Annotated in this window: 20 protein-coding genes and 1 pseudogene; 7 read left to right on the top strand and 14 right to left on the bottom strand. The window is 41.6% G+C overall.

Features of this window, described 5'->3' with window-relative positions:
• Nucleotides 1-12: 12 nt before the first annotated feature.
• Entirely contained in the window at nt 13-492 is a 480-nt protein-coding gene (locus AAZR19_RS16350) for an aminoacyl-tRNA deacylase (RefSeq protein ID WP_024426664.1), read from the bottom strand.
• 145 nt (nt 493-637) lie between these two features.
• Between AAZR19_RS16350 and AAZR19_RS16355 the strand changes: the two genes are divergently transcribed.
• A complete protein-coding gene (locus tag AAZR19_RS16355) occupies nt 638-1,837 on the top strand; it encodes an MFS transporter (protein WP_434703752.1) in 1,200 nt (399 codons plus the stop codon).
• Between the two features lie 17 nt (nt 1,838-1,854).
• Here the strand turns inward: AAZR19_RS16355 and AAZR19_RS16360 are convergent, their stop codons facing one another.
• Nucleotides 1,855-2,586: a MurR/RpiR family transcriptional regulator gene (locus AAZR19_RS16360; protein WP_024424566.1), complete on the bottom strand. Its 732-nt coding sequence runs from the start codon at nt 2,584-2,586 to the stop codon at nt 1,855-1,857.
• 199 nt (nt 2,587-2,785) lie between these two features.
• Between AAZR19_RS16360 and AAZR19_RS16365 the strand changes: the two genes are divergently transcribed.
• Nucleotides 2,786-4,114, top strand: a complete 1,329-nt coding sequence (locus tag AAZR19_RS16365; protein ID WP_024424565.1) for a 6-phospho-beta-glucosidase — start codon at nt 2,786-2,788, stop codon at nt 4,112-4,114.
• Nucleotides 4,115-4,156: 42 nt separating this feature from the next.
• Here the strand turns inward: AAZR19_RS16365 and AAZR19_RS16370 are convergent, their stop codons facing one another.
• Entirely contained in the window at nt 4,157-4,804 is a 648-nt protein-coding gene (locus AAZR19_RS16370; RefSeq protein ID WP_434703754.1) for a DUF3885 domain-containing protein, read from the bottom strand.
• Nucleotides 4,805-4,918: 114 nt separating this feature from the next.
• On the opposite strand from AAZR19_RS16370, the gene AAZR19_RS16375 reads away from it, so the two are divergent.
• Nucleotides 4,919-5,125 carry a hypothetical protein gene (locus AAZR19_RS16375; protein WP_163115608.1) on the top strand — a complete coding sequence of 69 codons (207 nt, stop codon included), beginning with the start codon at nt 4,919-4,921 and terminating at the stop codon, nt 5,123-5,125.
• A 10-nt stretch (nt 5,126-5,135) separates the two neighbouring features.
• Here AAZR19_RS16375 and AAZR19_RS16380 read toward each other — a convergent pair whose 3' ends face one another.
• Together AAZR19_RS16380 and AAZR19_RS16385 are read right to left on the bottom strand one after the other, a co-directional pair.
• A complete protein-coding gene (locus AAZR19_RS16380) occupies nt 5,136-6,047 on the bottom strand; it encodes an NAD(P)/FAD-dependent oxidoreductase (RefSeq protein ID WP_434703757.1) in 912 nt (303 codons plus the stop codon).
• A 65-nt stretch (nt 6,048-6,112) separates the two neighbouring features.
• On the bottom strand, nt 6,113-6,550 hold the full coding sequence (locus tag AAZR19_RS16385; RefSeq protein ID WP_076841112.1) for an Rrf2 family transcriptional regulator: 438 nt from the start codon (nt 6,548-6,550) through the stop codon (nt 6,113-6,115).
• A gap of 184 nt (nt 6,551-6,734) precedes the next feature.
• Here AAZR19_RS16385 and AAZR19_RS16390 point away from each other — a divergent pair, with 184 nt between their 5' ends.
• Nucleotides 6,735-7,106: a hypothetical protein gene (locus AAZR19_RS16390; RefSeq protein WP_039177014.1), complete on the top strand. Its 372-nt coding sequence runs from the start codon at nt 6,735-6,737 to the stop codon at nt 7,104-7,106.
• Between the two features lie 113 nt (nt 7,107-7,219).
• On the opposite strand, the gene AAZR19_RS16395 is transcribed toward AAZR19_RS16390, so the two are convergent.
• Both AAZR19_RS16395 and AAZR19_RS16400 read right to left on the bottom strand, forming a co-directional pair.
• A complete protein-coding gene (locus AAZR19_RS16395) occupies nt 7,220-8,545 on the bottom strand; it encodes a 6-phospho-alpha-glucosidase (RefSeq protein WP_434703759.1) in 1,326 nt (441 codons plus the stop codon).
• Nucleotides 8,546-8,562: 17 nt separating this feature from the next.
• Complete coding sequence (locus tag AAZR19_RS16400; protein ID WP_326349918.1) at nt 8,563-10,152, bottom strand: alpha-glucoside-specific PTS transporter subunit IIBC; 1,590 nt, start codon at nt 10,150-10,152, stop codon at nt 8,563-8,565.
• Between the two features lie 148 nt (nt 10,153-10,300).
• On the opposite strand from AAZR19_RS16400, the gene AAZR19_RS16405 reads away from it, so the two are divergent.
• Nucleotides 10,301-11,065, top strand: coding sequence for a MurR/RpiR family transcriptional regulator (locus AAZR19_RS16405; protein WP_087976394.1), 765 nt, complete (start codon nt 10,301-10,303; stop codon nt 11,063-11,065).
• A gap of 145 nt (nt 11,066-11,210) precedes the next feature.
• On the opposite strand, the pseudogene AAZR19_RS16410 reads toward AAZR19_RS16405, so the two are convergent.
• From AAZR19_RS16410 to AAZR19_RS16425, 4 genes and pseudogenes are all read right to left on the bottom strand, one after another.
• A pseudogene (locus tag AAZR19_RS16410) lies at nt 11,211-11,660 on the bottom strand (SMI1/KNR4 family protein); the annotation flags it as partial.
• Between the two features lie 107 nt (nt 11,661-11,767).
• A complete protein-coding gene (locus AAZR19_RS16415) occupies nt 11,768-12,742 on the bottom strand; it encodes a tRNA dihydrouridine synthase (RefSeq protein ID WP_041108655.1) in 975 nt (324 codons plus the stop codon).
• A gap of 252 nt (nt 12,743-12,994) precedes the next feature.
• On the bottom strand, nt 12,995-14,374 hold the full coding sequence (gene rlmD / locus AAZR19_RS16420; protein WP_076841157.1) for a 23S rRNA (uracil(1939)-C(5))-methyltransferase RlmD: 1,380 nt from the start codon (nt 14,372-14,374) through the stop codon (nt 12,995-12,997).
• 61 nt (nt 14,375-14,435) lie between these two features.
• The gene (locus AAZR19_RS16425; protein WP_024424554.1) at nt 14,436-15,344 is read right to left on the bottom strand and encodes a diacylglycerol kinase; all 909 of its coding nucleotides are present in this window, start codon (nt 15,342-15,344) and stop codon (nt 14,436-14,438) included.
• A 182-nt stretch (nt 15,345-15,526) separates the two neighbouring features.
• On the opposite strand from AAZR19_RS16425, the gene AAZR19_RS16430 reads away from it, so the two are divergent.
• A complete protein-coding gene (locus tag AAZR19_RS16430; RefSeq protein ID WP_076841116.1) occupies nt 15,527-16,480 on the top strand; it encodes a nucleoside hydrolase in 954 nt (317 codons plus the stop codon).
• 31 nt (nt 16,481-16,511) lie between these two features.
• Here the strand turns inward: AAZR19_RS16430 and AAZR19_RS16435 are convergent, their stop codons facing one another.
• On the bottom strand, nt 16,512-19,736 hold the full coding sequence (locus AAZR19_RS16435) for an efflux RND transporter permease subunit (RefSeq protein WP_218677246.1): 3,225 nt from the start codon (nt 19,734-19,736) through the stop codon (nt 16,512-16,514).
• Between the two features lie 131 nt (nt 19,737-19,867).
• Here AAZR19_RS16435 and AAZR19_RS16440 point away from each other — a divergent pair, with 131 nt between their 5' ends.
• A complete protein-coding gene (locus tag AAZR19_RS16440; protein ID WP_218677247.1) occupies nt 19,868-20,713 on the top strand; it encodes a TetR/AcrR family transcriptional regulator in 846 nt (281 codons plus the stop codon).
• 179 nt (nt 20,714-20,892) lie between these two features.
• Here AAZR19_RS16440 and gatB read toward each other — a convergent pair whose 3' ends face one another.
• Nucleotides 20,893-22,323, bottom strand: a complete 1,431-nt coding sequence (gatB, locus tag AAZR19_RS16445) for an Asp-tRNA(Asn)/Glu-tRNA(Gln) amidotransferase subunit GatB (protein ID WP_218677248.1) — start codon at nt 22,321-22,323, stop codon at nt 20,893-20,895.
• 13 nt (nt 22,324-22,336) lie between these two features.
• Nucleotides 22,337-23,794, bottom strand: a complete 1,458-nt coding sequence (gene gatA, locus AAZR19_RS16450; protein WP_218677249.1) for an Asp-tRNA(Asn)/Glu-tRNA(Gln) amidotransferase subunit GatA — start codon at nt 23,792-23,794, stop codon at nt 22,337-22,339.
• Between the last annotated feature and the right edge of the window lie 10 nt (nt 23,795-23,804).

Here is a 23,804-nt window from a genome sequence, read left to right on the forward strand (position 1 = left end):
CAGGCACTTTTTTTATTCAGCTGGCTGCACGATGTCAAACGGTACAGCTTTTGAGGCTTTCACTAATTGTTCTGGTGTGATGAGGATTTCATTTCCCCATTCGCCTGCCCCAACACCTAATATTTCCTCTTCTAATAACGAAGCCTCAATAATGGTGCGGAATCCTTCTGGCTGCCAGCAAAACGGCGGAATCGAGCCAATTCGATAGCCCGTCACTTCAAGAACCTTCTCCGGTGAAGCCATTTTAATATTACGGGAGCCGGCCGCTTTCTTGAGTTTCCCTGACTTAATATGCTGATCAGCGCCAACCATCACAAGCAGCTGCTCTCCTTCTCCTGTTTCAAAAATCAATGTTTTAATCATTTGTCTTTCACGAAAACCAAGAGCTGCCGCTACATTTGCTGCTCCCTTTTCTGTTTCGGCAGAAAATGTTTTGACCTCGTATGGAATGCCATGTTTGTCCAAAAAGTCATGTGCCGGTAATTTTTTCAATCGATTGAACCCCTTTCCTTACAATGTCCTTCATTTAGCTTATCACAATCTTCTCATCCTTAAGATGTATTTTTCAATGGAAAGCCTCTGGCCCCTTCATCACCATGCTATACTAAACTTGTTTTTGAAAAGGAGCCGGTTTGATATGGGAAACAAATTTTGGTGTTATACAAGCAGTAAAAGCCTTCTCATGCTGAGTGATATTTTATTTGTGATGACGATCACGTTTGTCATTTATCAAGATACACAATCTGTTGCCTATGCGGCTGTATTTCCGCTGATTAGAACAATATGCCAGCTATTGGCTGGGCTCTTCTCTCCTGTTTTAACCGATTACTTTCAAGCTGGCCGGCTATTGAAATGGGTCCCGCTTTTACGTCTTGGGATGCTCATCGTGTTTACAGCCCAATTTCATTTCTTTCAGCAGCATATGGTCTGGCTGTTTAGTGCGCTCATTTTGATTTCCATCACAGGCGGGTTCATCAGTCCTTTAATGCAGGCCATCATGCCGATGCTTGTGAAAGCAAATCAGCTTGTGAAAGCAAACAGTACAGCCTCCATTTTTCATCAAATGGTTCAAATCGCTGGCTATTCGTTCACTGGAATGCTCGTCCTATGGATCGGGCCATTTTATTTAATGTGGATCACCTGTGTCATGATTGTGTTGTCTTATCTATTATTCATCCCTGTCTTTCCTGTTCTCAAGCAAGAAGAGACGGTTCGAAAAGCAAATAAGATGAACAGCTTCAAAGATGGCTGGACGATCATTTGGAGAAATAAAACGGTGCGCACCCTGACCTTTATGGATGTTTGTGAAAATATTGCGGGTGCTGTGTGGATCGGGGCGATTACGCTTGCCTTTGTCACCCATGATTTAAAGCAAGGTGAGGAATGGTGGGGATTTATCAATGCCGCTTATTATACAGGTGCCATCATAGGCGGACTCTTGGCTGCGTGGATAAGCCGGTTCATTCAAAAGCAGCTTCTTCTCTTTATGGCAGGTGGTTCATTCATTTATGCAGTGCTGACCATTGTCTATTCACTGAACAGCCTCCCATGGCTTGCTTTGCTGCTTTGTATTTTGATGGGGCCTGCCTACCAAATCCGAGATGTTTCGCAGCAAACCATTCTTCAAACGGAAACGCCAGTACGTGATTTATCAAAGGTGTATTCGGCTCACTACGTCCTTTCTTCTGTATCGGTCGGTTTGTCTATTTTCTTTGTTGGATTGATTGCAGATGCATACGGGGCGAGGTCTGTGTATTTGCTGGGCGGTCTATTTGTACTCGTTTGTTCCGGCATTGCCATCCTTGCTTTTATGAAGCAGAAAAAAGAGAGCAGCTGATGTATGCAGCGGCTCTTTTACTTTTCTTTTAACATCGCAAACATGTCACGGGCCATGGCTTCTAAAATATACACAACTGGCGTCTGTGTGGTGATATTGGCTCTGTGGACCCGTTCATCTGTGACGTAGTAGGCAATATTTAAATCTGAAATGCGCGAAATCGTGCAGTGCTGGTTATTCGTAATACTAATGATCTTGCTGCCTTCTCTTTTTAACTTCGAAATATGATCAATCGTAATACTGTTCTCCCCTGATACAGACAGCACAATGGTGACACTATTGTCTAAATACTGCATATTCATCGGGAAAAACGGATCGTTGATGTAAAATGAAAATTTCTCAAGACTTGAAAAGTACCTCGCCCCATACTGCGCCAAAATGCCAGAACTGCCAGTCCCAATAAACAGCACATTTTTTGCCTCAGCAATGAGCTTTGCTGCCTCCTTAATTTTCCCCTCAAAGTCTCCCTTCAATGTTCGTTCAATAAATTCATATAGAAAGTGCTGTGTACTTTTTAAAGAAGGTGTCTGCTCTGATTCTAAATACATTTTGAGCTTCACTTTAAACTCTGAAAAGCCTTCACAATTTACTTTTCGGCAAAAGCGAAGGACAGACGAGGTGGAAATATGTGCAGCATCTGCAAGATCTCGAATTCTCATGTACACGACCTTTTCACTGTTTTCCATGATATATCGGTATAAAGCGCTTTCTAGTTCATTAAAGCTGGAAATGACCTCACTTGAAAACATCTGACTTCCCCTTTCTCCAACAACATGTCACAATGTGTTTCTTTTATGTAACAAATCTCTAAATAGGGCACCCTTGCCTAAAGACACTGAAGTCATTTACGCACACGATGCTCTCACGATAAGCTAAAGATGTACAAACAAGAAAAAAGACTTTTCTCTATTATAACATTGCGCGTTACATTATTCGGAGGTGCAGAACATGGCAAAAGGATTAAAGGTTGTCACAATTGGCGGAGGATCAAGCTATACACCAGAGCTTGTAGAAGGATTTATTAAACGATACGATGAATTTCCGATTAGCGAGCTTTGGCTCGTTGATATTGAAGCGGGAAAAGAAAAGCTTGAGATCGTCGGAAACCTTGCAAAACGCATGGTCAAAAAAGCAGGGCTTCCAATCGAGGTTCATTTAACATTAGACCGCAGAAAAGCACTTGTAGATGCTGATTTTGTCACAACACAATTCCGTGTCGGACTTCTTGAAGCACGTATGAAAGATGAACGCATTCCTTTAAAATATGATGTCATTGGTCAAGAAACAAATGGTCCAGGAGGTCTATTCAAAGGACTTCGCACCATTCCTGTCATTCTTGATATTGTCAAAGATATTGAAGAGCTTTGCCCGAATGCATGGCTTGTGAATTTCACAAATCCAGCTGGTATGGTCACTGAAGCCGTTCTTCGTTATTCAAACCATCGTAAAGTCGTTGGTTTATGTAACGTGCCGATCGGCATTCGCATGGGAATCGCCAAAGGGCTTGGTGTCGACGCAAGCAGAGTCGAAGTCAGCTTTGCTGGATTAAACCATATGGTCTTTGGACTCAATGTATTCTTAGATGGCAAAAGCATCATGGATCAAGTCATTGAAGACATGGCTGATCCAAACTCCAGCATGTCGATGAACAACATTCAAGCGATTCCGTGGGATGCTGATTTCTTAAAAGGGCTTGGCGTCATTCCTTGTCCGTATCACCGTTACTACTACAAAACAAGTGATATGCTGGCTGAGGAAAAGAAAGCAGCAGCAAATGAAGGAACTCGTGCTGAAGTCGTTCGCGCATTAGAAAATGATTTGTTCGAGCTTTACAAAGACCCTGATCTCGACATCAAGCCGCCACAGCTTGAAAAACGAGGCGGTGCCTACTACAGTGATGCGGCTTGTAACTTGATTGCATCCATTTATAACGACAAGCATGACATTCAGCCTGTAAACACCATTAATAACGGGGCTATTAGCGACATTCCAAATGATTCTGCGGTTGAACTCAACTGTGTGATCACAAAAGACGGTCCTAAACCAATCGCTGTTGGTGAAATGCCGGTCGCTGTCAAAGGACTTATTTCTCAAATTAAATCCTTTGAACGTGTAGCTGCTGAAGCAGCCGTGACAGGCGATTACAACACAGCTCTTGTCGCAATGACCATCAACCCGCTTGTCCCATCAGATGCCATTGCAAAAAGCATCCTAGATGAAATGCTAGAAGCACACAAAGAATATTTGCCACAGTTCTTCAATAAAGTAGAAGCATAAAACTGTCTACCCGCTGACCGCACTTGTCGAAAGTGCGGTTTTTTATTTGGCTGCAAACAGCCGGTCCATCTTAGGACGATCATAGTCTAATAGCAAGTGCTGTAAGCCTTCATAGACTGGGCGTAGACGCTTAGCATCTGCCGCAATGAGATCACAGCCTCGATCATCATATAAGTGAAAAATCATTTTTTTTGAGAGATTCATTAAGTAAATTTCATACCCCAGTTTTCCCTTCAAGATTTGATTCGGTGCATAGAAGTCCTCCTGGCACATCGCATGGAGAAGCGGACGCAATCGAATGTCTTGCAGCTGGCATTTGAGTGTAAATCTCTCTAATGTCAGTGAATCTTCTATTTCTGGACGTACATAAGTCAAAAGCTCGTGGCGCAATCTGTTCCTTACTTGCCGATGCACATATTTTTGATAGACAAGGAGCTTATGCTTCGTTAATTCATGTTCATGATCTGTATACACATCCGTCACAAGCAGCATCTCGTCTTCTGGATCAAAAGTATATTTCACAATCTCTAAAGCACGATCTCCCGCTTTTTCTAATACAATCGATTCTTTTCCTAATGACCAATCTGCCACTTCAAACCGAAGCCCAATAGGCCACTCATAAAAAAGAGGCGGCGTGAGGATAAGATGAGGAAAATGATTTTTTAGAAACATATTTGTTTGATCACTCATTTGCTTTCCTTTCACTCGTTTTATTTTTCATTTTACCGTTGAAACATATAGGAAAACAAATTGGAAATAAACTGTCATTTCTTATATGATAGAAAGAGATGGAGGTGTGGTCAATTGAAAACATCAAAATGGTTTTTACAAGTGTTCCTTACAGCACTGATCACCATGTGGATACAGGCTGGACTTGATCAGGCGAACATCATTCAGATCACCAATGTATGGGTCGATGTCAGCAGCTGGATCCTGATCTTCTTTGTCATCTACGCACTTTTTGAATGGACAGCTCACGTCTTAGCAAAACGGAAAACCGTTCATCGCTGAACATCTCTTTTCATAGAGATGTTTTTTCTTGAAATTCTTCTTGCACCAGTTCATGAATGACGCCCATTCCTGCCTGGCTTCCAGCTGCTGCTGCGAGAACTAACTGAGCAGGACCGCCTAGATTATCACCACATGCAAAGACACCACTGACGGTTGTACGTCCAAGAATATCTGTTTCAATACCCGCATTCTTCGTCATTTGACAGCCAAGCTTTTCGGCAAATGGGGCTGACTGCTTGAATTCACTTGCGACAAAACCGCCTTCCCTATTCACTATCTCCCCATTCGCAAGCTGTAGAGAGCGCAGCTGCCCATTGTCATGATCAATCGACACAATTGGCACATCAATGACTTGAATAGAATGTGCCGTCAGAAGCGTCTTGTCCTCTTCAACCAACACGTGCCCATTCGTAAACACGATCAAATCCTTTGTCCAATTGGAAAGAAGCTTAGCCATATGCAAGGCTCGCTGATTCTCTGCAATGAGGGCAAGTGCTTTGTCCTTTAATTCCCATCCATCACAGAAAGGACAGCTAAACAACGTTTTTCCGTACACATCATGAATTCCTTCGATCTCTGGCAGTATATCCTGAAGACCTGTTGCCAAAATGATTTTTTTCGCTTCAAATGCATCCCCCTCGTGTGTCAGTAACGTAAAGCTTTCCTCTTTCTTTTGTATATCAACAATTCTACTTCGTTTGATTGTGATATTAGGGTATTTTTGAAGATCTGCCTCTCCCGCTTGTCTGATCTCAAATGGTGTCATTCCATCGTTTGTAATAAATCCATGTGATTCCTGCGTCACTCGATTTCTTGGCAGCTCATCATCAAATACAGTGACCTGCTTTCTGCCTCTTCCTACAACAAGTGCTGCACTTAATCCGGCTGGCCCGCCTCCGATAATGGCACAATCTAATAACATATCAACCTCTCCTTTTTCATTCAAGACTTTAAAGACTCTTAATATCCATAATCAGTTCAAAAAAATCACATGTTGAAAAATGGATTTTTTTCTGTCTGCTCAATTTGGTTCGCAATATCACTTAACCGTTTTTGACTTAACGTCTCCTGCATTTTCGTTTCAACATCCTGCATGACCTGTTCAATCAAACAGCCATCATGAGGCATGAAGGAGTCATGCTCTAAGGAGCAGCGAAATAAATTCGTTTGTCCTTCTACAGCCTGAATGACATCTAAAAACGAAATGTCTTCCTTTCGTTTGATAAGGGTATAACCTCCCTTTGCACCAGGTGTTGATTCAATCAATCCCGCCTTCACAAGCTTTGTTAAAATTTTAGATAAATAGGTTGGTGAAAGGTCTTGCATCTTAGCAAGAGGCTCAACGCCAATCGCTCTACCCTTTGGCGCAAGAGTTAAAAACACCATCGTATGCAGCGCATAGTTGGTCGCCTTAGAATATTTCATGAGGAAACTCCTTTCTATCTATTATAGATCTTTTATATCTGTAATTGATCATAGATGATTCAAGAGAAAAAAGCAAGAGTTGTGAATCTGCTCCACTTTTCATTCCACATTTCACATTTCCTTCCGATAATAGAAGTAAGCACGAAATAAAGTTTTGATTGAGAACGAGAAGGAGTGAAGAAAAATGTCAGATCAACAGCACAATGCAGCACACGAAGAAGAAGAGGAATTTAACGTATACGACATGCTTCCGCCCGCAGGTACAATCATCGGAGAAGCAACAGAAGAAGAAATGGAAGCCGCAGCAGCACTTGAAGTGAGACATGTCGCGTTCATGCGCCTTCAAGATATGTACATTCAATTTGATGGCTCGTCTTACAAAGACTTATTAAAAGACTTCCAAGAATTCGAATTGGATTCCACAAAATTCTGGAGAGCCATTGCTAGACGTCTTCAAATTCCGTACGAATGGCCAATCCGAATCGACCACGCAAACGGCCCTATTTATATTGGTGAAACAGAGGATAGCCGTGAGGTTGAGGAGAGCGCAGAGTAAGGAATGGCGGCCCCCTTTTGGTAAGGGGGCTTTTTGTCTCCATTACAATACATCGGTTGAAAAAACAAATAAGCAATATGAGCGCTGTCACGCCCATATTGCTTATTCTCGTGTTATGTTAACTCTGGCCAAAATGCTTGATTTGCCACAATTAAGTCGTCTAAAATATCTTTTGCTACTTTAGCACTCGGCACCGTTTTCGATAATGTGATAGCCTGCCATAGTTTTTGATAGGACCCTTCTTCAAATGCTTCTACTACTAGTTTTTCTACGCCAACTTGCTGCTCCATGAGACTTTTCTGAAATCTAGGAATCTCTCCAACTACTAATTTTTCTGGTCCATTGCTCCCAACGATACAAGGAATTTCGACCATAGCTGTTGGATCAAAGTTCCTAATGGCGCCATTGTTCTCTACAATCATCAGCATCCGTTCCTTTTTATTAAAAGCAATGGCTCTTGCTAAATCAACAATATAAGAAGCGTGCTCATCAATGGTCAGCTTTGTTTCCTTTGCAGTTCCTTTATCAATGATGGCCTGACATTCACTAAAAACAAAAGCTTCCCGCCCCTCCATCACTTCATTGGCACGCGTGAACTCAATATTTGAATGTGCCACTTCTTCATCTGGAAATATATAGTATTTCAAATACGTATTCGGTACCGTTTTTGGATCAAGTGCTTGAATATCTTTGGCCTTTTTTAATGTGCTGTTCCAGCTCTTCTGCTGTTCTAATTCAGATGTTCCATCTGTTGCATAACCATGCTGGCTTACATGCTTAATTACCTCAGGCATTAAGCTATTTCCTGATTTATCTCGAATATCTGTCCACCAGCCAAAATGATTTAAACCATAGTAATCGACTTCTAGTTCTTTCCGTGAAGATAAACCTAAATTCTTTGCAATTAATTCTTCGATGCCAATTGGCATATCGCATATGTTTAAAATCTTGGAATTCGGTCTTAGCTTACGTGTTGCCTCTGCTACTATCGCTGCAGGGTTCGAATAGTTTAACATCCAAGCTTCAGGTGAGTATTTTTCCATATAATCGACAAGTTCTAATACACCTGGAATGGACCGCATTCCGTAAGCTATCCCGCCTGGGCCGCATGTTTCCTGTCCGACGACTCCATGCTTCAATGGAATTTTCTCATCTAATTCACGCATTGCATATTTGCCGACACGAATATGTGCCATCACAAAATCGACTTGAGTAAAGGCTTCTTCTGGGTCCGTGCTTGCCAGTAATCGCACTTCTGGTGCTCGTTCTTTTAACATAATCTCACATGCATCTGCAATCGTCTTTTGTCTAGCTTCATCATTATCATAGAGTTTAATTGTATGAATTGGGAACTCCTCTAGATAGTCTAACAGCATCAAAATGATTCCCGGTGTAAATGTACTTCCGCCTCCAGCGATGGTAATATTAAATTTTTTCATCATATCCAGCTCCTTTTTCAATCTAATAAAAGTTTTGTCTCAAAGGACTCTCTTACTTGCGGTACACTTAAGCCAACAATGATTTGAATGCTTTGACCACTCTTCGCCATGCCGTGGGCCAGTTTATTTTTTGTAAAGTAGTCCCTATCTTTCACCAAGCTAGGGTCAATCACTGTAATACGCAGACGTGTGGCACAGTTTGTCACATCTTTAATGTTTTCTTTACCGCCAAGGCCTTCTAAGAAATAAACGGCTTTCTCTTCATACTCAGACGCATAAACGGGCGCTTCCTTTTGGTCATGACCTTTTTTATGAGCATTCTCATAATCTTGTTTTGTATATAGCCTCGTCTCCTCCTCATGTTTTCGTCCTGGTAATGGAATATCAAATTTCACAATCAGCCATCTAAATATGACAAAATACAATGCTGTAAAAAGAAGTCCAATCATCGCTTGGATCAGATAAATCCCTCCATGATTTGAAGAGAGCGGAATCCAGTTCAATGCAGCTATTTCAATAAGCCCGGAACCCATCATTCCGACAACACCAAACATATTCATGATTGTCACCATGGTCGCTCCAAGAAGTGCATGTATCACAAACAAATAAGGCGCGAGAAATAGAAACGTAAATTCAAGCGGTTCTGTAATTCCAGCAAATATGGCTGTTAATGTGGCGGGTAGTACCAATGCCAAAACCTTTTTTCTGTTTTCTTTCGGTGTAGAAAAATACATGGCTAAAGCTATCCCTAAACAGCCAAACATCTTAATATTCCCATGCAATAAAAATCCGTATGGATAAAGATCCTTCAAATCGGAAGTGGAGGACGCAAATTCATTTAAGTGAGCAATCCAATATGGTTTTAACCCCCCATTTACAGCCGCTGGACCAAACTCAAAAGGTGTATAAATAAAATGGTGAAGTCCTGTTGGAATTAACACCCTTTCCAAGAAATGAAACAGCCAGACACCAATATAACCAGACTGTGCCATGAACCCTTGGAGAGATTGAATCCCCTGCTGAACATAGGGCCATACAAAAGCAACGATAAAAGCAATAGGAATCATCACAAAGAATCCGATGATGACAACAAATACAAGCCCCTGGAAAATCCCAAGCATTTCAGGCAACTTTTGATCATAAAAACGATTATGGATCCAAATGACGATTCCAGATATCATCACCGCACCAATGATACTTGTATCCAGCGTAGGTATACCCGCTATTTCTTTTACTCCCGCTACATTTTCGACACCTTGCGATAAATCAACACCAAAAGTAGACGGCCAAAGTGTCAAAATAGCATGAATATAATTGTTAAATACAAGATAAATCATCAAAGCTGCGAGCGTCGCACGTGCTTGCGCTTTTTTTGCAAGTGAGATGGGCAATCCAATCACAAAGGCTAATTCCATATGATTGAAAATCGTCCATCCCCCGCTTTCAATCAGTGACCAAACCTTGTACCACATCGTACCTTCTGCAGCCATTTCCCCCATAATCGCTGGATTCTTACATAAAGTCGCGAGGCCGACAACAATACCAAAAAACGCGAATAAAAGTACAGGAACTACCATAGCACTGCCAAACCGCTTGATTGCATTCATAAGCATAACCCCTTTGCTTGATCCATAACACCACTGTAAAGGGAGCGCTTACAAAAACCAATAGGTTTGACGTATTTAGAAATCAAGTTGTAACATTAGATTATATTTTCACAGGAAGAAAATATTTTCATGTTGGAGGGCACATCGCATGATACTGGACAAGCTGGTAAATGAATACTTCGAAGATTTAAATAAGAATGACCTGCACATTATTAAAACAATCCATGATCATCTTGAAGAAATGAAGACAATGAAAATTCAGGACCTTGCCCGTTATGCTCATACTTCCATCTCATCCATCCATCGGCTTGCTAAGAAAATAGGATTTGACGGCTACAGTGACTTAAAGTCTTATGTGAAATTAAATGCTTTCAGTGAAGAGACAACACAGGATTTAATGCAGCTGCTTGATCAAGATATCAGGCAGACAAGAAAATATATGGAGCAGCTGGACTTTCATCAATTAAATCAACTGATTGATCGTGCACCGTATATTTATATTTATGGGACAGGAACTGCACAGCTTGATTTGGCAAATGATGTACAGCGGCAGCTATGGTCACTGCATAAGAAATCTCAAGTATTACGAAGCAAGCGGGACTTAACAGATGGAATCATTGAATTTGGTGAGGATGACCTTTTATTTATCATTTCTTTATCGGGTGAATCGAAGAATTTAGATGAAATCATTCAATTGGTGAAAACGAGACATATCAAATTTATCAGCATGACCACATTAAGGAATAACCTCCTTGCACAAAATGCCATGTTTAATATCTATGTAAGCAGCACCCCGTTTCACTTATATAACAAAGTGGACAACTCCAGCTTTCTGCCATTTTACATTGTGGCAGATATTATCGTCAGAAAATTTAGTGAGTGGAAAGTGAACCAATTGAATAATAAGACTTAAACATAACAGATACAGTTTTAGAGAGAGATTCAATGTTGCTTCGCAAAAAAAAAGAGAGACTCTTTTGTCTCTCTCAAAAAATACTATATAACAACGGTTTTAATGAAATATATCTACTCGCGGCTGCCTTTTCCTTTTCATGTTATTCAGCAGTATAATGCCCAGCAATCAGTTCATCAAACGAATCCGCTAATTTAAAATCCGTCTCATCTTCTAAATCAAAGTAGTGAATCGGCGGATGCTCCTTTGTTTCTCTATAATCCAATGCAATCCACGTATGACCATCCCCACAAATGAGCACAAGTCCCTCAGGCAATTCCCATTCTTCTATTAAATAATCACTATCCATAATGCCTTCGTCTTTGGCAATTCCTCTTAAATGATCAAATGATACATGATCCTCTGCCCATCCATTCGGCTGGTCCGTTGGAAAAGCGTTATGCAATGTATACCCGCCATTTTGTTCGAGGATCAGTTGCTTATATGTATCAGGCAGGATGACGCCTAGCTTCTTTTCCGCTTTTGCAATGCCTTTCTCATTGATTTTCTTAAATGTTTCTTCGCTTTCTCTATCTTTATCCCAAAATGGTTTCAAATAAAATACCTCCAATTGTTATTTCTATCTCATTTTACCATTTAAGTGAACTAGTTTAATAGTCCTATTCAATAAAAAAAGAGAAGGGTTCCCCCTCCTCTTGTTGGTCATGATTGTTCTTGATTTCTCGCTTCAAACTCATCCAGCATGGCACGCACTTCATCTGTTGATGATGTGTTCATTAATTGATTTCTCAAGAAACTCGCTCCTCTGAATCCTTTTACATAAATCTTAAAGAAACGGTGCAGTGCCTTGAATGGACGCAAACCTAGTGATGAGTATTGATCATGGAGATCAAGATGTAATCTTAAAAGACCGAGCAGTTCATCACTTGTATGCTCCTTCGGCTCTTTTTCAAAAGCAAATGGGTTATGGAAAATCCCGCGCCCAATCATCACGCCGTCCACTCCATACTGTTCAGCAAGTTTTAAGCCTGTTTGACGATCTGGAATATCACCATTGATTGTTAAAAGCGTATCAGGTGCTACTTCATCACGAAGTTTTTTAATCTCAGGAATGAGCTCCCAATGAGCATCCACCTGGCTCATTTCCTTTCTTGTGCGAAGGTGGATCGATAAATTCACAATATCTTGCTCCAAAATGTGTCTAAGCCACCCGCGCCATTCATCGACTTCAGTAAAACCTAGTCTTGTTTTGACGCTGACAGGTAATCCCCCAGCTTTTGCTGCTTGAATCAGCTCTGCGGCAACGTCTGGACGAAGAATCAAGCCGCTTCCCTTCCCGTTTTGCGTGACATTTGGAACAGGACAGCCCATATTAATATCAAGCCCCTGAAATCCCATTTCCGCCATTCCAATGCTCATTTGTCTAAAGTTCTCAGGCTTGTCTCCCCAAATATGAGCAACAATCGGCTGCTCATCCTCTGTAAACGTTAAACGCCCCTTCACACTTTGAATGCCATCAGGATGGCAATAGCTCTCACTGTTCGTAAACTCTGTAAAAAACACATCCGGTCTCGCCGCCTCACTCACGACATGACGAAACACAACATCTGTCACTTCTTCCATTGGTGCTAATATAAAAAATGGCCGCGGTAAATCACGCCAGAAATTTTTACTCATCTTTCATCCAATTCCTCTCATGACATAGCGCCTTTTAGGGCATGTCCTTCTGTAAATTCTTTCAGCAATTTTTATCATTATATACTTTAATATGAACCGGGCAAAATTGCAAAAAAGGACATTTGGTAATGAATTACGGGATAAAAATATAAATTCCACTTCCAAATATCATTTTTTAGTGCCGATTGAACATACAAAAATAAAAACATCCCGATATCGATGTTTTTCACGAAATCGGGATGTCTCAATACATTACTGATTAATCACAAGACTTGCTACACATTCTACATGGTTGGTATGCGGAAACATATCCACCGGCTGCACTTCCTCCGTCACATACCCGCCATCTTCAAGAATACGCAAATCACGAGCAAGCGTCCCAGGATTACAGGATACATAAACAACTCGGTTTGGTTTCATCTTTAAAATGGTGTCAAGTAATGCTTCGTCACAGCCCTTTCTTGGAGGATCAACGACTAATGTATCTGCTTTGATGCCTTCTTTGTACCAATTCGGAATAACCGCTTCTGCTTCGCCGACTGCGAATTCAACATTATTGATTCCGTTTAAGGCAGCGTTTCGTTTTGCATCTTCAATTGCTTCTGGAACAATTTCAACCCCATATACTCTGCCTGCTTTTTGTGCGAGAAATAAGGAAATCGTACCGATTCCGCAGTAGGCATCGATGACGGTTTCTTCGCCTTGCAGCTCTGCATATTCAAGCGCTTTGTCATAAAGCACCTTTGTTTGGGCTGGGTTCACTTGATAAAACGAACGAGCTGAAATGGCAAATTTGATGTCGCCAATCGTGTCATAAATGTATTCTTCTCCCCATAAAACGGTTGTTTCGTCTCCGAAAATGACATTTGTTTTCTTTGAATTCACGTTTTGCACAATTGACCGAACATGTGGGAAGCGTGCTATAATCTGCTCAATCACCTGCTGCTTTTGCGGAAAGTCAGCCGTTCTAGTCACAAACACAACCATCATTTCACCTGTTGCAATACCGTAGCGAACCATCACATGACGCAGCCAGCCTTTGTGCCGCTCTTCGTTATATGCTTTGATGCCAAACGCATTGCATATGTCTTTTACTGCCTGTACCACTTCGTCGTTTTCTGACTGTTGAATCAAACATTTTTCCATATCAATGATTTCATGGGTACGCTGCTGATAAAATCCTGCAACAAGTCCGCCTTCCCGTTCGCCAACTGGAACTTGTGCTTTGTTTCGGTAATTCCAAGGGTCTTCCATGCCGAGTACAGGATGAACTTTTACACGGCTCATATCAAGCTTGCCGATCCGCTCTAAAACGTCCTTTACTTGTTTTTGTTTGAATAGCAGCTGGCCTTCATAGCTCATATGCTGAATTTGACAGCCGCCGCACTGCTTGTAAATGGGACATGGCGCATCTTGCCTGTGCTGACTTTCCTTTGTCAGCTCCATGAGTCGTCCAAAAGCAAATCCTTTTTTGACTCGTGTGACTTTGATTTGCCCTTGTTCGTCAGGAAGGGCATTTGGTACAAAGACAGGGAATCCTTCAATTTTCGCTACACCTGCACCTTCATGCGTTAAGTCTTCGAAGGTTACATTGTAGTATTCATTCTTTTCAACAGGCGGTTTCATTTTCACCAATTTTATCACCTCATTTGCAAAGAAAAACTTGGCCGCCATAAGGAACCAAGTTCAGTCTTCACCCTATTTTTTCAGCTGTTGCTTTTGGCACAATAAATTCAATATGGCGATACAGGTTTTCAAATTCACCTGGCAGCATGCCGCCGTATTCACCATCTAAATTCAATTGCATTTTATCTTTTACATCTACCTTCACGCGATTCGCTTTTGCGTAGATGACATTGTTATCATGAATATGCTCGCCTCTAAGAGCAAGACTAACCACTCGAATGGCTTCTGCTAAATTGACCTTCTTTAGAATAATCAGGTCAAACATCCCATCATCTAAAATGGAATCTGGCGCTAGTTTTTCAAAGCCGCCTACTGAGTTTGTGAGTGAAACAAGAAACAGCATGATTTCTCCATGAAACAATTTGCCGTCATATTCAATTTCGACTTCTGTCGGGCGGATAGAAGGAAGCATCTCCATGCCTTTTAAATAATAAGCAAGCTGTCCAAGCATGGTCTTCAGCTTACTAGGCACCTCATAGGTGAGCTCTGTTAACCGGCCGCCGCCAGCAATATTAATAAAATAATGGCCATTGACTTTACCGATATCAAGCGGCTTTGCTACACCCTCAATAATGGCATCTGTCGCTTTCAAAACACCTTCTCGTGGAATTCCAAGTGCTCTTGCGAAATCATTTGTCGTTCCAACTGGAATAATTCCTAGTTTTGGTCTTTTTTCAAGCGGTGCTAGTCCGTTGACGACTTCATTGATCGTGCCGTCTCCACCTGCTGCTACAATTAAATCAAAATCTCTCTGTGCGGCTTTTTCTGCTGCTTGCGTGGCATCTCCTGCACATGTCGTCGCATGACAAGAAGTTTCATAGCCAGCTTGTTCAAATTTTTGCAAAACCTGCGGTAAATTCTTCTTGAAGAGTTCACGCCCAGATGTCGGATTGTATATAATTCGAGCACGTTTCATTCATCATCATCCTATATTCATTATGCAATCTATTTTCACCACTAACAACCTTTAATTATACTATGAGATTTGAAAATGGCAACAAAACAACCACCTAATTATGTGAAATCTCCTAGCCAACCTCCCTCAGCAAGAAAGCATTCTGATAAGATAAAGGTAAACACTGTAAAGGATGATATGCGATGAAAAAGCCTGTCTATTTTAATCATGACGGCGGTGTTGATGATCTCGTCTCTTTATTTCTTCTCCTTCAAATGGAACATGTGAAAGTCATTGGAATGTCTGTGATTCCTGCTGATTGTTATTTAGAGCCTGCTCTCAGTGCATCTCAAAAAATCATTGATCGCTTCAGTCCTTATGAAATTGAAGTTGCTGCTTCAACTTCTAGAGGCGTCAATCCATTTCCGAAGGAGTGGCGTATGCATGCTTTTTATGTAGATGCTCTGCCAATTTTAAATGAAAAAGGCACTGTTGATACAAAAGTGTCCAAGCTGCCAGCACACCTTCACCTGATTGAAACGGTTAAGAAGGCAAAAGAACCTGTCACCCTGCTCTTTACTGGTCCGCTCACAGATCTTGCACGCGCTTTAGAAGAAGATCCTTCGATCTCTAATAGAATTGAAAAATTGGTGTGGATGGGTGGAACGTTCCTTGAAAAAGGCAATGTTGAAGAGCCCGAGCATGATGGGACAGCAGAATGGAATGCCTTTTGGGACCCTTATGCTGTCAGCACTGTCTTTCAGGAACCGTTTCCTATTGAAATGGTCGCGCTTGAAAGTACAAATCAAGTCCCGCTTACACTTGATGTACGTCAGCGCTGGGCTTCTCTTCGTTCTTATATTGGAATAGATTTTATCGGACAGTGCTACGCCTTTTGTCCCCCGCTCATTCATCATGAAACGAACTCGACTTACTACTTATGGGACGTGCTAACAACGATTACTCTTGCTTCTACATCATTTACCCGTTCAAAAGAAGTGAACGCAATCGTTTATACCGAAACGCCTAGACAAGGTCGCACTGAAGAGCATCCAGATGGAAAATCAATTCAAGTGATTGACCATGTCGATCGTGATGCCTTTTTCCACGCATTTGAAGAGCTTATGAGAAAAGCTGTTTGTCAGATTTCAACATAAAAAAAGCCCCGCTCATTGGCGGGGCTTCCTCTTACTCTTCTTCTGCGTACTTTTTCTTACGTCTAAACTTGCTTAACATTTCATACACGATTGGAACGATAACCAATGTGAGAAGTGTAGAACTTGTTAAGCCGCCAATTACGGTAACACCAAGTCCTTTTGATACGATCTGGCTTCCGCCTTCAAATCCTAATGCGAGTGGTAGCAGTGCACCAATTGTCGCAAGTGCCGTCATTAAGATTGGACGTAATCTTGTTGTACCTGCTTCAAGTAACGCTTCTCTTGTTGAGAGACCTTCTTGTTCTTTATGAATCACTCGGTCAATCAAGACAATGGCATTAGTTACAACGATACCGATCAGCATGAGCAATCCAATCATGGCATTTAAGCTGATGGTTTCTTTTGCTATAAACAATCCAAGCAGTGCGCCAATAATCGTAAATGGCAGGGAGAAAAGAATCGCAAATGGTGCAAGACCTCCGCCAAATGTGATGACGAGAACGAGATACACAATGGCAATCGCTGCAAGCATTGCAAGGCCCAGCTGTGTAAAGGATTCCTCAATATCCGCACTTACGCCGCCTGTGTCAATCGTTACGCCAGATTTTAGATCAAGCTTGTCGACTTTCTTCTGAACATCCTGCGTTACACTTGAGACGTCGTCTGTTGTCATGTCACCAGACACTTCTGCGTAGATTTTTCCATCACGTTTTGTCACCGTATTTGCAGTCGTACCATCTTTTACTTTGACGACATCACCAATTCGGACTTCTTGCCCTGTTGGTGTGGTGATCTTTTTATTTTCTAAATCTTTTTTGCTCTTATATTCATCTTTTTCCGTTTGAAGCTTCACATCAAGTTCTTTGCCGTCCTCTGTGACTTTCGTCAGTGTTGTTTCACTATTTTGAGGTGCAATTGCTTGAGCGATTTGTGAAGCAGTTAGACCTAGTTTCGCTAGTTTTTCTTGATCTGCATTAAACGTATATTCATCGTATTTCTCAGATAAGCTTGTGCTGACATTTTTCAGGTTTTTCTCATCTTTTAAGATGTTCTCAACATCTTTTACTGTGCCTTCAATATCACTTGCTTTGTCCCCGTACACATAGTATGTCACGGTATTATTTGCACCAGCAGATGAGAAGTTTTGTGATTTCCATTCCCCTTTAGACGCTTTGTCTTGAAGGGCTTTGACCACCCGGTCTTTTTCTTTATCAAAGTTTGGCGTGTCATCATCATATTGTACGAAGAATAATGCACCGTTAGAGTTACCGCCAACACTTGCGGTCATGGCATTTGAAGAGCCTAGTGAATACTGAACTGTATTGACATGGTCACGTTTCATCAAATATTCTTCAGCTTTTTTCGTTTCATCAATTGCTTGCTCTCTCGTTTGTCCAGGTTCAGGTGTATATGTTACCATGGCCGTTTTCTCTGCTTCCTGTGGTAAGAAGCTGACACCGACAAGTGGTGCTAAGAATAAGCTTCCGACAAGCATAAGAATGGCAATTCCTGATGTGATCCATTTATGGTTGAGTGTCCAATTAAGTACACGTCTATAACCGCCAGCAAGTTTGCTTGGTTTATGCTCTTTTACTTTTTTCGCTGTGCCGTAGAGATTCTTTTTAAATAGACTGTGTGCCATCATTGGAACAATTGTAATAGCGACAAGCAGTGAAGCAAGCAACGCAAACACAATTGTTAGGGCAAATGGGATGAATAGTTCACCAATCATTCCACCTACTAATGCTAACGGTAAGAATACTGCAATTGTCACAATCGTCGAAGACATGATTGGGATAAACATTTCTTTTGTGGCTTCTCTGACGAGTGCCTTACCTTTTAACGGTTCATCCTTTAACGCCATTCGTCGATAGATATTTTCTATGACCACTATCGAGTCATCGACAACACGCCCGATGGCGACGGTCATGGCACCAAGTGTCATAATATTTAACGTGATATCCAGCTGATTTAATATTAAAACAGCAATCAACAGAGATAACGGAATGGAAATGACCGAAATTAATGTTGATTTGATATCTCGCAGGAACAACATAATGATAATGATCGCAAAGATTGCTCCGATGATCGCCTTGTTCAGCATTGTGCTGACAGACTCTTTAATCGGCTCTGCTTGATCATATGTGGTGCTTACTTTGATGCCTTTGTTGTCTTTTTTGAATTTCTCAAGCTCTTTTGTCACTTCTTCTGCTACACTCACTGTGTTGGCATCAGAGCCTTTGACAATTTGCAGACCGATACTGTCTTTTCCATTCGTTCTAGAGATCGATTCTGCATCTTTTACGACTTTAATATCTGCTATCTCAGATAGCTTGATCGTCGGCAGCTCTACAGATTGACTGCTTGCTGCACCTCCACCTGCTGGCTGCTGAGCTGCTGCTTGCTGCTGACTTGCACTTCCAGCCTGCTGCTCCGCACCTTGCGCACCTGGGTTTTCTGAACCGCTAGAAGGTGCTCCAGCTCCAGCGCTTCCCGCACCGCCGCCTGCACTTGGTGTGACTGGAATGCGCATGTTTTTCAAATCTTTGACGCTTAAAATATTGCCGTCCACGACAACTGATTTTTGTTTGTTGCCAAATGTGTATAGACCTAATGGTACATTCACATCAGAGCCTTTAATCATGTTTTGGACGGTATCTTCATCGAGACCGTATTCTTTTAATTTCTTTTGTTTAAACGAAAATTCTACTTCTTTGATTTGCTGTCCTGAAGTTTCGACAGAAGAGACACCGTCTAATCCTTGAAGTGAAGGAACGAGATCATTTTCTACTTTTTGTGTAAGGTCTTGTAATGATTCTTTATCACCAGAGACACTAAGGGCTAGGATTGGAATCGCATTAATACTAAAGCGTGCGATTTTAGGTTTTTCTGCATTTTCAGGGAAATCGATATTGCTAATCGCATCTTCAATTTCCTTTTTTGCTTCATCCATGTCTTTGTTGTAATCGTACTCGATTTGAATGGATGATGCATTTTCAAAAGAATTAGAAGTGACTACGCTGACCCCATTGAGGTTTTGAATCGACTTTTCAATTGGATCTGTCACCTTATCTGATACTTCGTCCGGCGTTGCGCCAGGGTACGTTGTAGAAACCGTAATGACTGGCGTGTTGATATTCGGGATTGATTCTTGTTTCATATTCAATCCGGCATATAGACCAGCAACTGTTACGATAATCGTCATGAGCCATACAGCGAACTTATTCTTTAACACAAAATTGATGATCGAATTCATTATATCCTCCATTTTCCTTTATGTATTGACTGACTGGTCATTCTATATCATAATAAACGGTGATATACAATGCCGTCAACCATTTCACTTGCGTTTGACGTAACATTCTAAAGCTGAAGGGGCCTTATTTCATGAACGAAAAAAAAGAAAAAATCATTAAAGCAAGCATCCAATTGTTTGCGAAAAAGGGTTTTTCTTCTACGACCATTCAGGAAATTGCAGATGAATGCGGAATATCAAAAGGCGCATTTTATTTACATTTCAAATCAAAAGAACAGCTTTTCAACCGAGCGTTTGAATATTATATCGACACTTCGATGCAAACTATCGAAATGATTCGAAAAGAGAATCAGCATCTCGCGCCGAGAGAGATCTTTCAGAAACAAATCGCTGAACAGTTTCAGCATTTTGCTGAGAACAAGGATTTTATCATTCTGATCCTCAGCGAGAACATTATTCCGGAAAACCAGCAGATTAAAAAGTATTCAAAAACTGTGAAAAAGCAAATGAACGATGAAATTCAAATTTCCATCTTGACGACTTATGGACAGGAGATCGAACCCTATATAACTGACCTGTCAGTCATGATTCAAGGAATTATTCAATCGTATGTGCAGGTTCTGCTTTTACAGGATCAAATGCAATTATCATTTAATGAGCTCTCATCCTTTATACTCGAACGGTTTGATGATCTGGTCCAAGGCTTGCTTCGTTCTCAGACGAAGCCGATTTTGAAGCAAGCCATTTGGGATGATGAAGCGCCGAGTGCTGCTTCCCTTCAGGAGGAGCTTCGTTCGTTAAAGCTTGATCATCTGCTTTCAGATGATACCGTTGTATCCATTGAAGTGATTGAAGAAGAGCTGGCAAAAGCTGAACCTCGTAAGCCAGTCATCCAAGGGATGCTGACGAATTTAGAAAAGTGTGAGGAACCTGCTGTTCTAAGAGCAGTGGAGCAATTGAAGCTATTTCTTCAGTAACATGACGTGCTGTTTTTCGATTTAGCTCACCTTTTCCCCTTCGAATGTGCACTTTCGCTTATGCTTCATTATAAGAAAAGATTCTCTAAATTGATATACGGCGGTGGTCTGAATCTATGATAAGACCCTGTCATTTCAAGCAAAAAAACCGCCTATTTCATCAGGCGGTTTTTTGCTATTTAACGTTTTTTGATTTCTTCAAGGAGAATCTTGTTCACCATCGGCGGGTTAGCTTGGCCCTTCGATGCTTTCATGATTTGTCCGACTAAGAAACCAATCGCGCGGTCTTTACCATTTTTAAAGTCTTCAATGGATTGCGGGTTGTTATCAAGTGCTTCTGTAACAAGTTTAAGCAGCGCACCTTCGTCAGAAATTTGGACAAGTCCTTTTTCATTGACGATTGTTTCTGCATCTCCCCCATTTTCAATGAGCTCTTTGAATACCTTTTTCGCAATCTTAGAGGAAATCGTTCCTTTTTCAATGAGCTTAATCATGCCAGCAAGTCCTTGCGGCGTTAGCTTTGTATCGTCCAGCTCTTTTTGAGCAGAGTTTAAGTAAGCAGATACTTCACCCATGAGCCAGTTTGAAGCTTGCTTCGCTTCTGCACCTTCTGAAATGGTCGCTTCAAAGAAATCAGACATTTCTTTCGTCAGCGTGAGTACCATTGCATCGTATGCAGGGAGTCCAAGCTCATCAATATAGCGTTTGCGGCGCTCGTCTGGAAGCTCTGGGATCGATGCTCTTACGCGTTCTTTCCACTCGTCATCAATGTACAGCTCCACCAAATCCGGTTCTGGGAAGTAGCGGTAATCATCAGAGCCCTCTTTGACACGCATCAGGATCGTCTTTTTAGACGCTTCGTCATAACGACGGGTTTCCTGTTCGATCAAGCCGCCAGAAAGCAATACTTGCTCTTGACGCTTTTCTTCGAATTCAAGGCCTTTTTGTACGAAAGCGAATGAGTTTAAGTTTTTGAGCTCTGTCTTTGTACCAAACTCTTCACGGCCGATTGGGCGAAGAGAAATATTGGCATCACAGCGAAGTGAGCCTTCTTCCATCTTACAGTCAGAAACGCCTGTATATTGAATAATGGATTTTAATTTTTCTAAGTAAGCATACGCTTCTTCTGGAGTACGAATGTCTGGCTCAGATACGATTTCAACAAGCGGCGTGCCTTGACGGTTGAAATCGACGAGTGAGTAACCGTCACCTGTGTGCGTCAGTTTCCCTGCATCCTCTTCCAAATGGAGACGCGTAATACCGATTCGTTTTGTTTTGCCTTCTACTTCAATTTCAATCCAGCCGTTTTCACCGATCGGTTTATCAAATTGAGAAATTTGATACGCCTTTGGGTTATCAGGATAGAAATAGTTTTTACGGTCAAATTTTGTATCTGTTGCGATTTCACAGTTCAGCGCCATGGCCGCTTTCATCGCAAAGTTCACCGCTTCTTTGTTCAGTACAGGCAGTACGCCAGGATAGCCAAGGTCGATGACACTTGTTTGCGTGTTGGCAGCTGCACCAAAAGGTGTCGGCGAGCTTGAGAAAATTTTCGATTGTGTTTTTAGCTCTACGTGGACTTCAAGTCCAATTACCGTTTCAAAGTTCATTCTAATTCACCCCTTACAGTTCAGGTTTTGCTTTATGATGATCTGTTGCTTGCTCAAAAGCGTGAGCCACGCGGTACACTGTTCCTTCGTCAAAGTGCTTGCCGATGATTTGCAGTCCTAACGGAAGCCCATTTGCAAATCCACAAGGTACACTGATTCCTGGAACGCCTGCAAGGTTAACAGGGATCGTTAAAATATCGTTTGCATACATGGTCAGCGGGTCGCTTGTCTTTTCACCAATCTTAAATGCAGGAGTTGGTGTTGTTGGTCCTACAATGACATCATACTTTTCGAAAACATCTTCAAAGTCTTTTTTGATCAATGTACGGACTTTTTGTGCTTTTTTATAGTACGCATCATAATATCCTGAGCTTAGCGCGAATGTACCAAGCATGATGCGGCGCTTCACTTCGTCTCCGAAGCCTTCAGAACGAGTATTTTTGTATAAATCAATCAGGTTGTCTGCATTATCTGTACGGTAGCCATAGCGAATGCCGTCAAAACGAGCAAGGTTCGCAGATGCTTCTGAAGAAGACAGTAAGTAGTAAGTCGCAAGCGCATATTTAGAATGCGGAAGAGACACTTCTTCCCACGAAGCACCAAGTCCTTCTAATACTTTTAACGCTTGAAGAACAGATTCTTTTGCTTCCTCGCCAACGCCTTCGCCAAGGTATTCTTTCGGCACAGCAATTTTCAAGCCTTTGATGTCGCCAGTTAATGAAGAAAGAAAATCTGGGACATCGACATTTGCACTTGTTGCGTCCATTTGATCGACACCTGCAATGGCTTGAAGAACATATGCGTTGTCTTCTACATTACGTGTAATCGGACCAATTTGGTCTAATGATGAAGCAAATGCGATTAATCCGTATCTGGATACACGGCCATATGTCGGCTTAAGACCGACAACCCCGCAGAAAGATGCCGGCTGACGAATAGAACCGCCTGTATCTGATCCAAGTGAGAATGGTACTTCACCTGCTGCAACAGAAGCTGCTGATCCACCGCTTGATCCGCCTGGAACGGTATTTAAATTCCATGGGTTTTTCGTCGCTTTGAAGCCTGAGTTCTCCGTAGAAGATCCCATAGCAAATTCGTCCATATTTAATTTACCGATTGTGACTGCTTCTGCGTCTCTTAGGCGGTTCACAACGGTTGCATCATAAATAGGATCAAAGTTTTGCAGGATTTTACTTGAAGCTGTTGTACGCAAATCCTTTGTAACAATGTTATCTTTCACACCAATTGGCATACCGAACAATAGGCCAAGCTCGTCCTTTTCACCAACTGCCTCGTCCAATTCCTTTGCATACGCACGTGCTTTCTCTTCGTCCAGTGCAAGGAATGCTTGTACTTTTCCGTCTACTTCATTGATTCGTTTATAAGACTCGTCCACTAAATCAGAAACAGCCAGTTCCTTTTTATGTAAAAGCTCTTTTAATTCAGAAATTTTGTGATCAAACAGTGACATGTCTCGGGCC

The organism is Bacillus sp. Je.9.29.b (genome assembly GCF_051129925.1).
Lineage (GTDB): Bacteria > Bacillota > Bacilli > Bacillales > Bacillaceae > Bacillus > Bacillus safensis.

Bases quoted from the DNA above. Each gene is read 5' to 3' on its own strand.
- AAZR19_RS16430 (WP_076841116.1), top strand. From the start codon at position 15,527: ATGAAAAAGCCTGTCTATTTTAATCATGACGGCGGTGTTGATGATCTC.
- gatB (WP_218677248.1), bottom strand. From the start codon at position 22,323: ATGAACTTTGAAACGGTAATTGGACTTGAAGTCCACGTAGAGCTAAAA.
- gatA (WP_218677249.1), bottom strand. From the start codon at position 23,794: ATGTCACTGTTTGATCACAAAATTTCTGAATTAAAAGAGCTTTTACAT.
- AAZR19_RS16400 (WP_326349918.1), bottom strand. From the start codon at position 10,152: ATGAATGCAATCAAGCGGTTTGGCAGTGCTATGGTAGTTCCTGTACTT.
- AAZR19_RS16360 (WP_024424566.1), bottom strand. From the start codon at position 2,586: ATGTTTTCAAGTGAGGTCATTTCCAGCTTTAATGAACTAGAAAGCGCT.
- AAZR19_RS16390 (WP_039177014.1), top strand. From the start codon at position 6,735: ATGTCAGATCAACAGCACAATGCAGCACACGAAGAAGAAGAGGAATTT.
- AAZR19_RS16355 (WP_434703752.1), top strand. From the start codon at position 638: ATGGGAAACAAATTTTGGTGTTATACAAGCAGTAAAAGCCTTCTCATG.
- AAZR19_RS16365 (WP_024424565.1), top strand. From the start codon at position 2,786: ATGGCAAAAGGATTAAAGGTTGTCACAATTGGCGGAGGATCAAGCTAT.
- AAZR19_RS16435 (WP_218677246.1), bottom strand. From the start codon at position 19,736: ATGAATTCGATCATCAATTTTGTGTTAAAGAATAAGTTCGCTGTATGG.
- AAZR19_RS16440 (WP_218677247.1), top strand. From the start codon at position 19,868: ATGAACGAAAAAAAAGAAAAAATCATTAAAGCAAGCATCCAATTGTTT.
- AAZR19_RS16395 (WP_434703759.1), bottom strand. From the start codon at position 8,545: ATGAAAAAATTTAATATTACCATCGCTGGAGGCGGAAGTACATTTACA.
- AAZR19_RS16380 (WP_434703757.1), bottom strand. From the start codon at position 6,047: ATGTTATTAGATTGTGCCATTATCGGAGGCGGGCCAGCCGGATTAAGT.
- AAZR19_RS16370 (WP_434703754.1), bottom strand. From the start codon at position 4,804: ATGAGTGATCAAACAAATATGTTTCTAAAAAATCATTTTCCTCATCTT.
- AAZR19_RS16385 (WP_076841112.1), bottom strand. From the start codon at position 6,550: ATGAAATATTCTAAGGCGACCAACTATGCGCTGCATACGATGGTGTTT.
- AAZR19_RS16415 (WP_041108655.1), bottom strand. From the start codon at position 12,742: ATGAGTAAAAATTTCTGGCGTGATTTACCGCGGCCATTTTTTATATTA.
- AAZR19_RS16405 (WP_087976394.1), top strand. From the start codon at position 10,301: ATGATACTGGACAAGCTGGTAAATGAATACTTCGAAGATTTAAATAAG.
- AAZR19_RS16425 (WP_024424554.1), bottom strand. From the start codon at position 15,344: ATGAAACGTGCTCGAATTATATACAATCCGACATCTGGGCGTGAACTC.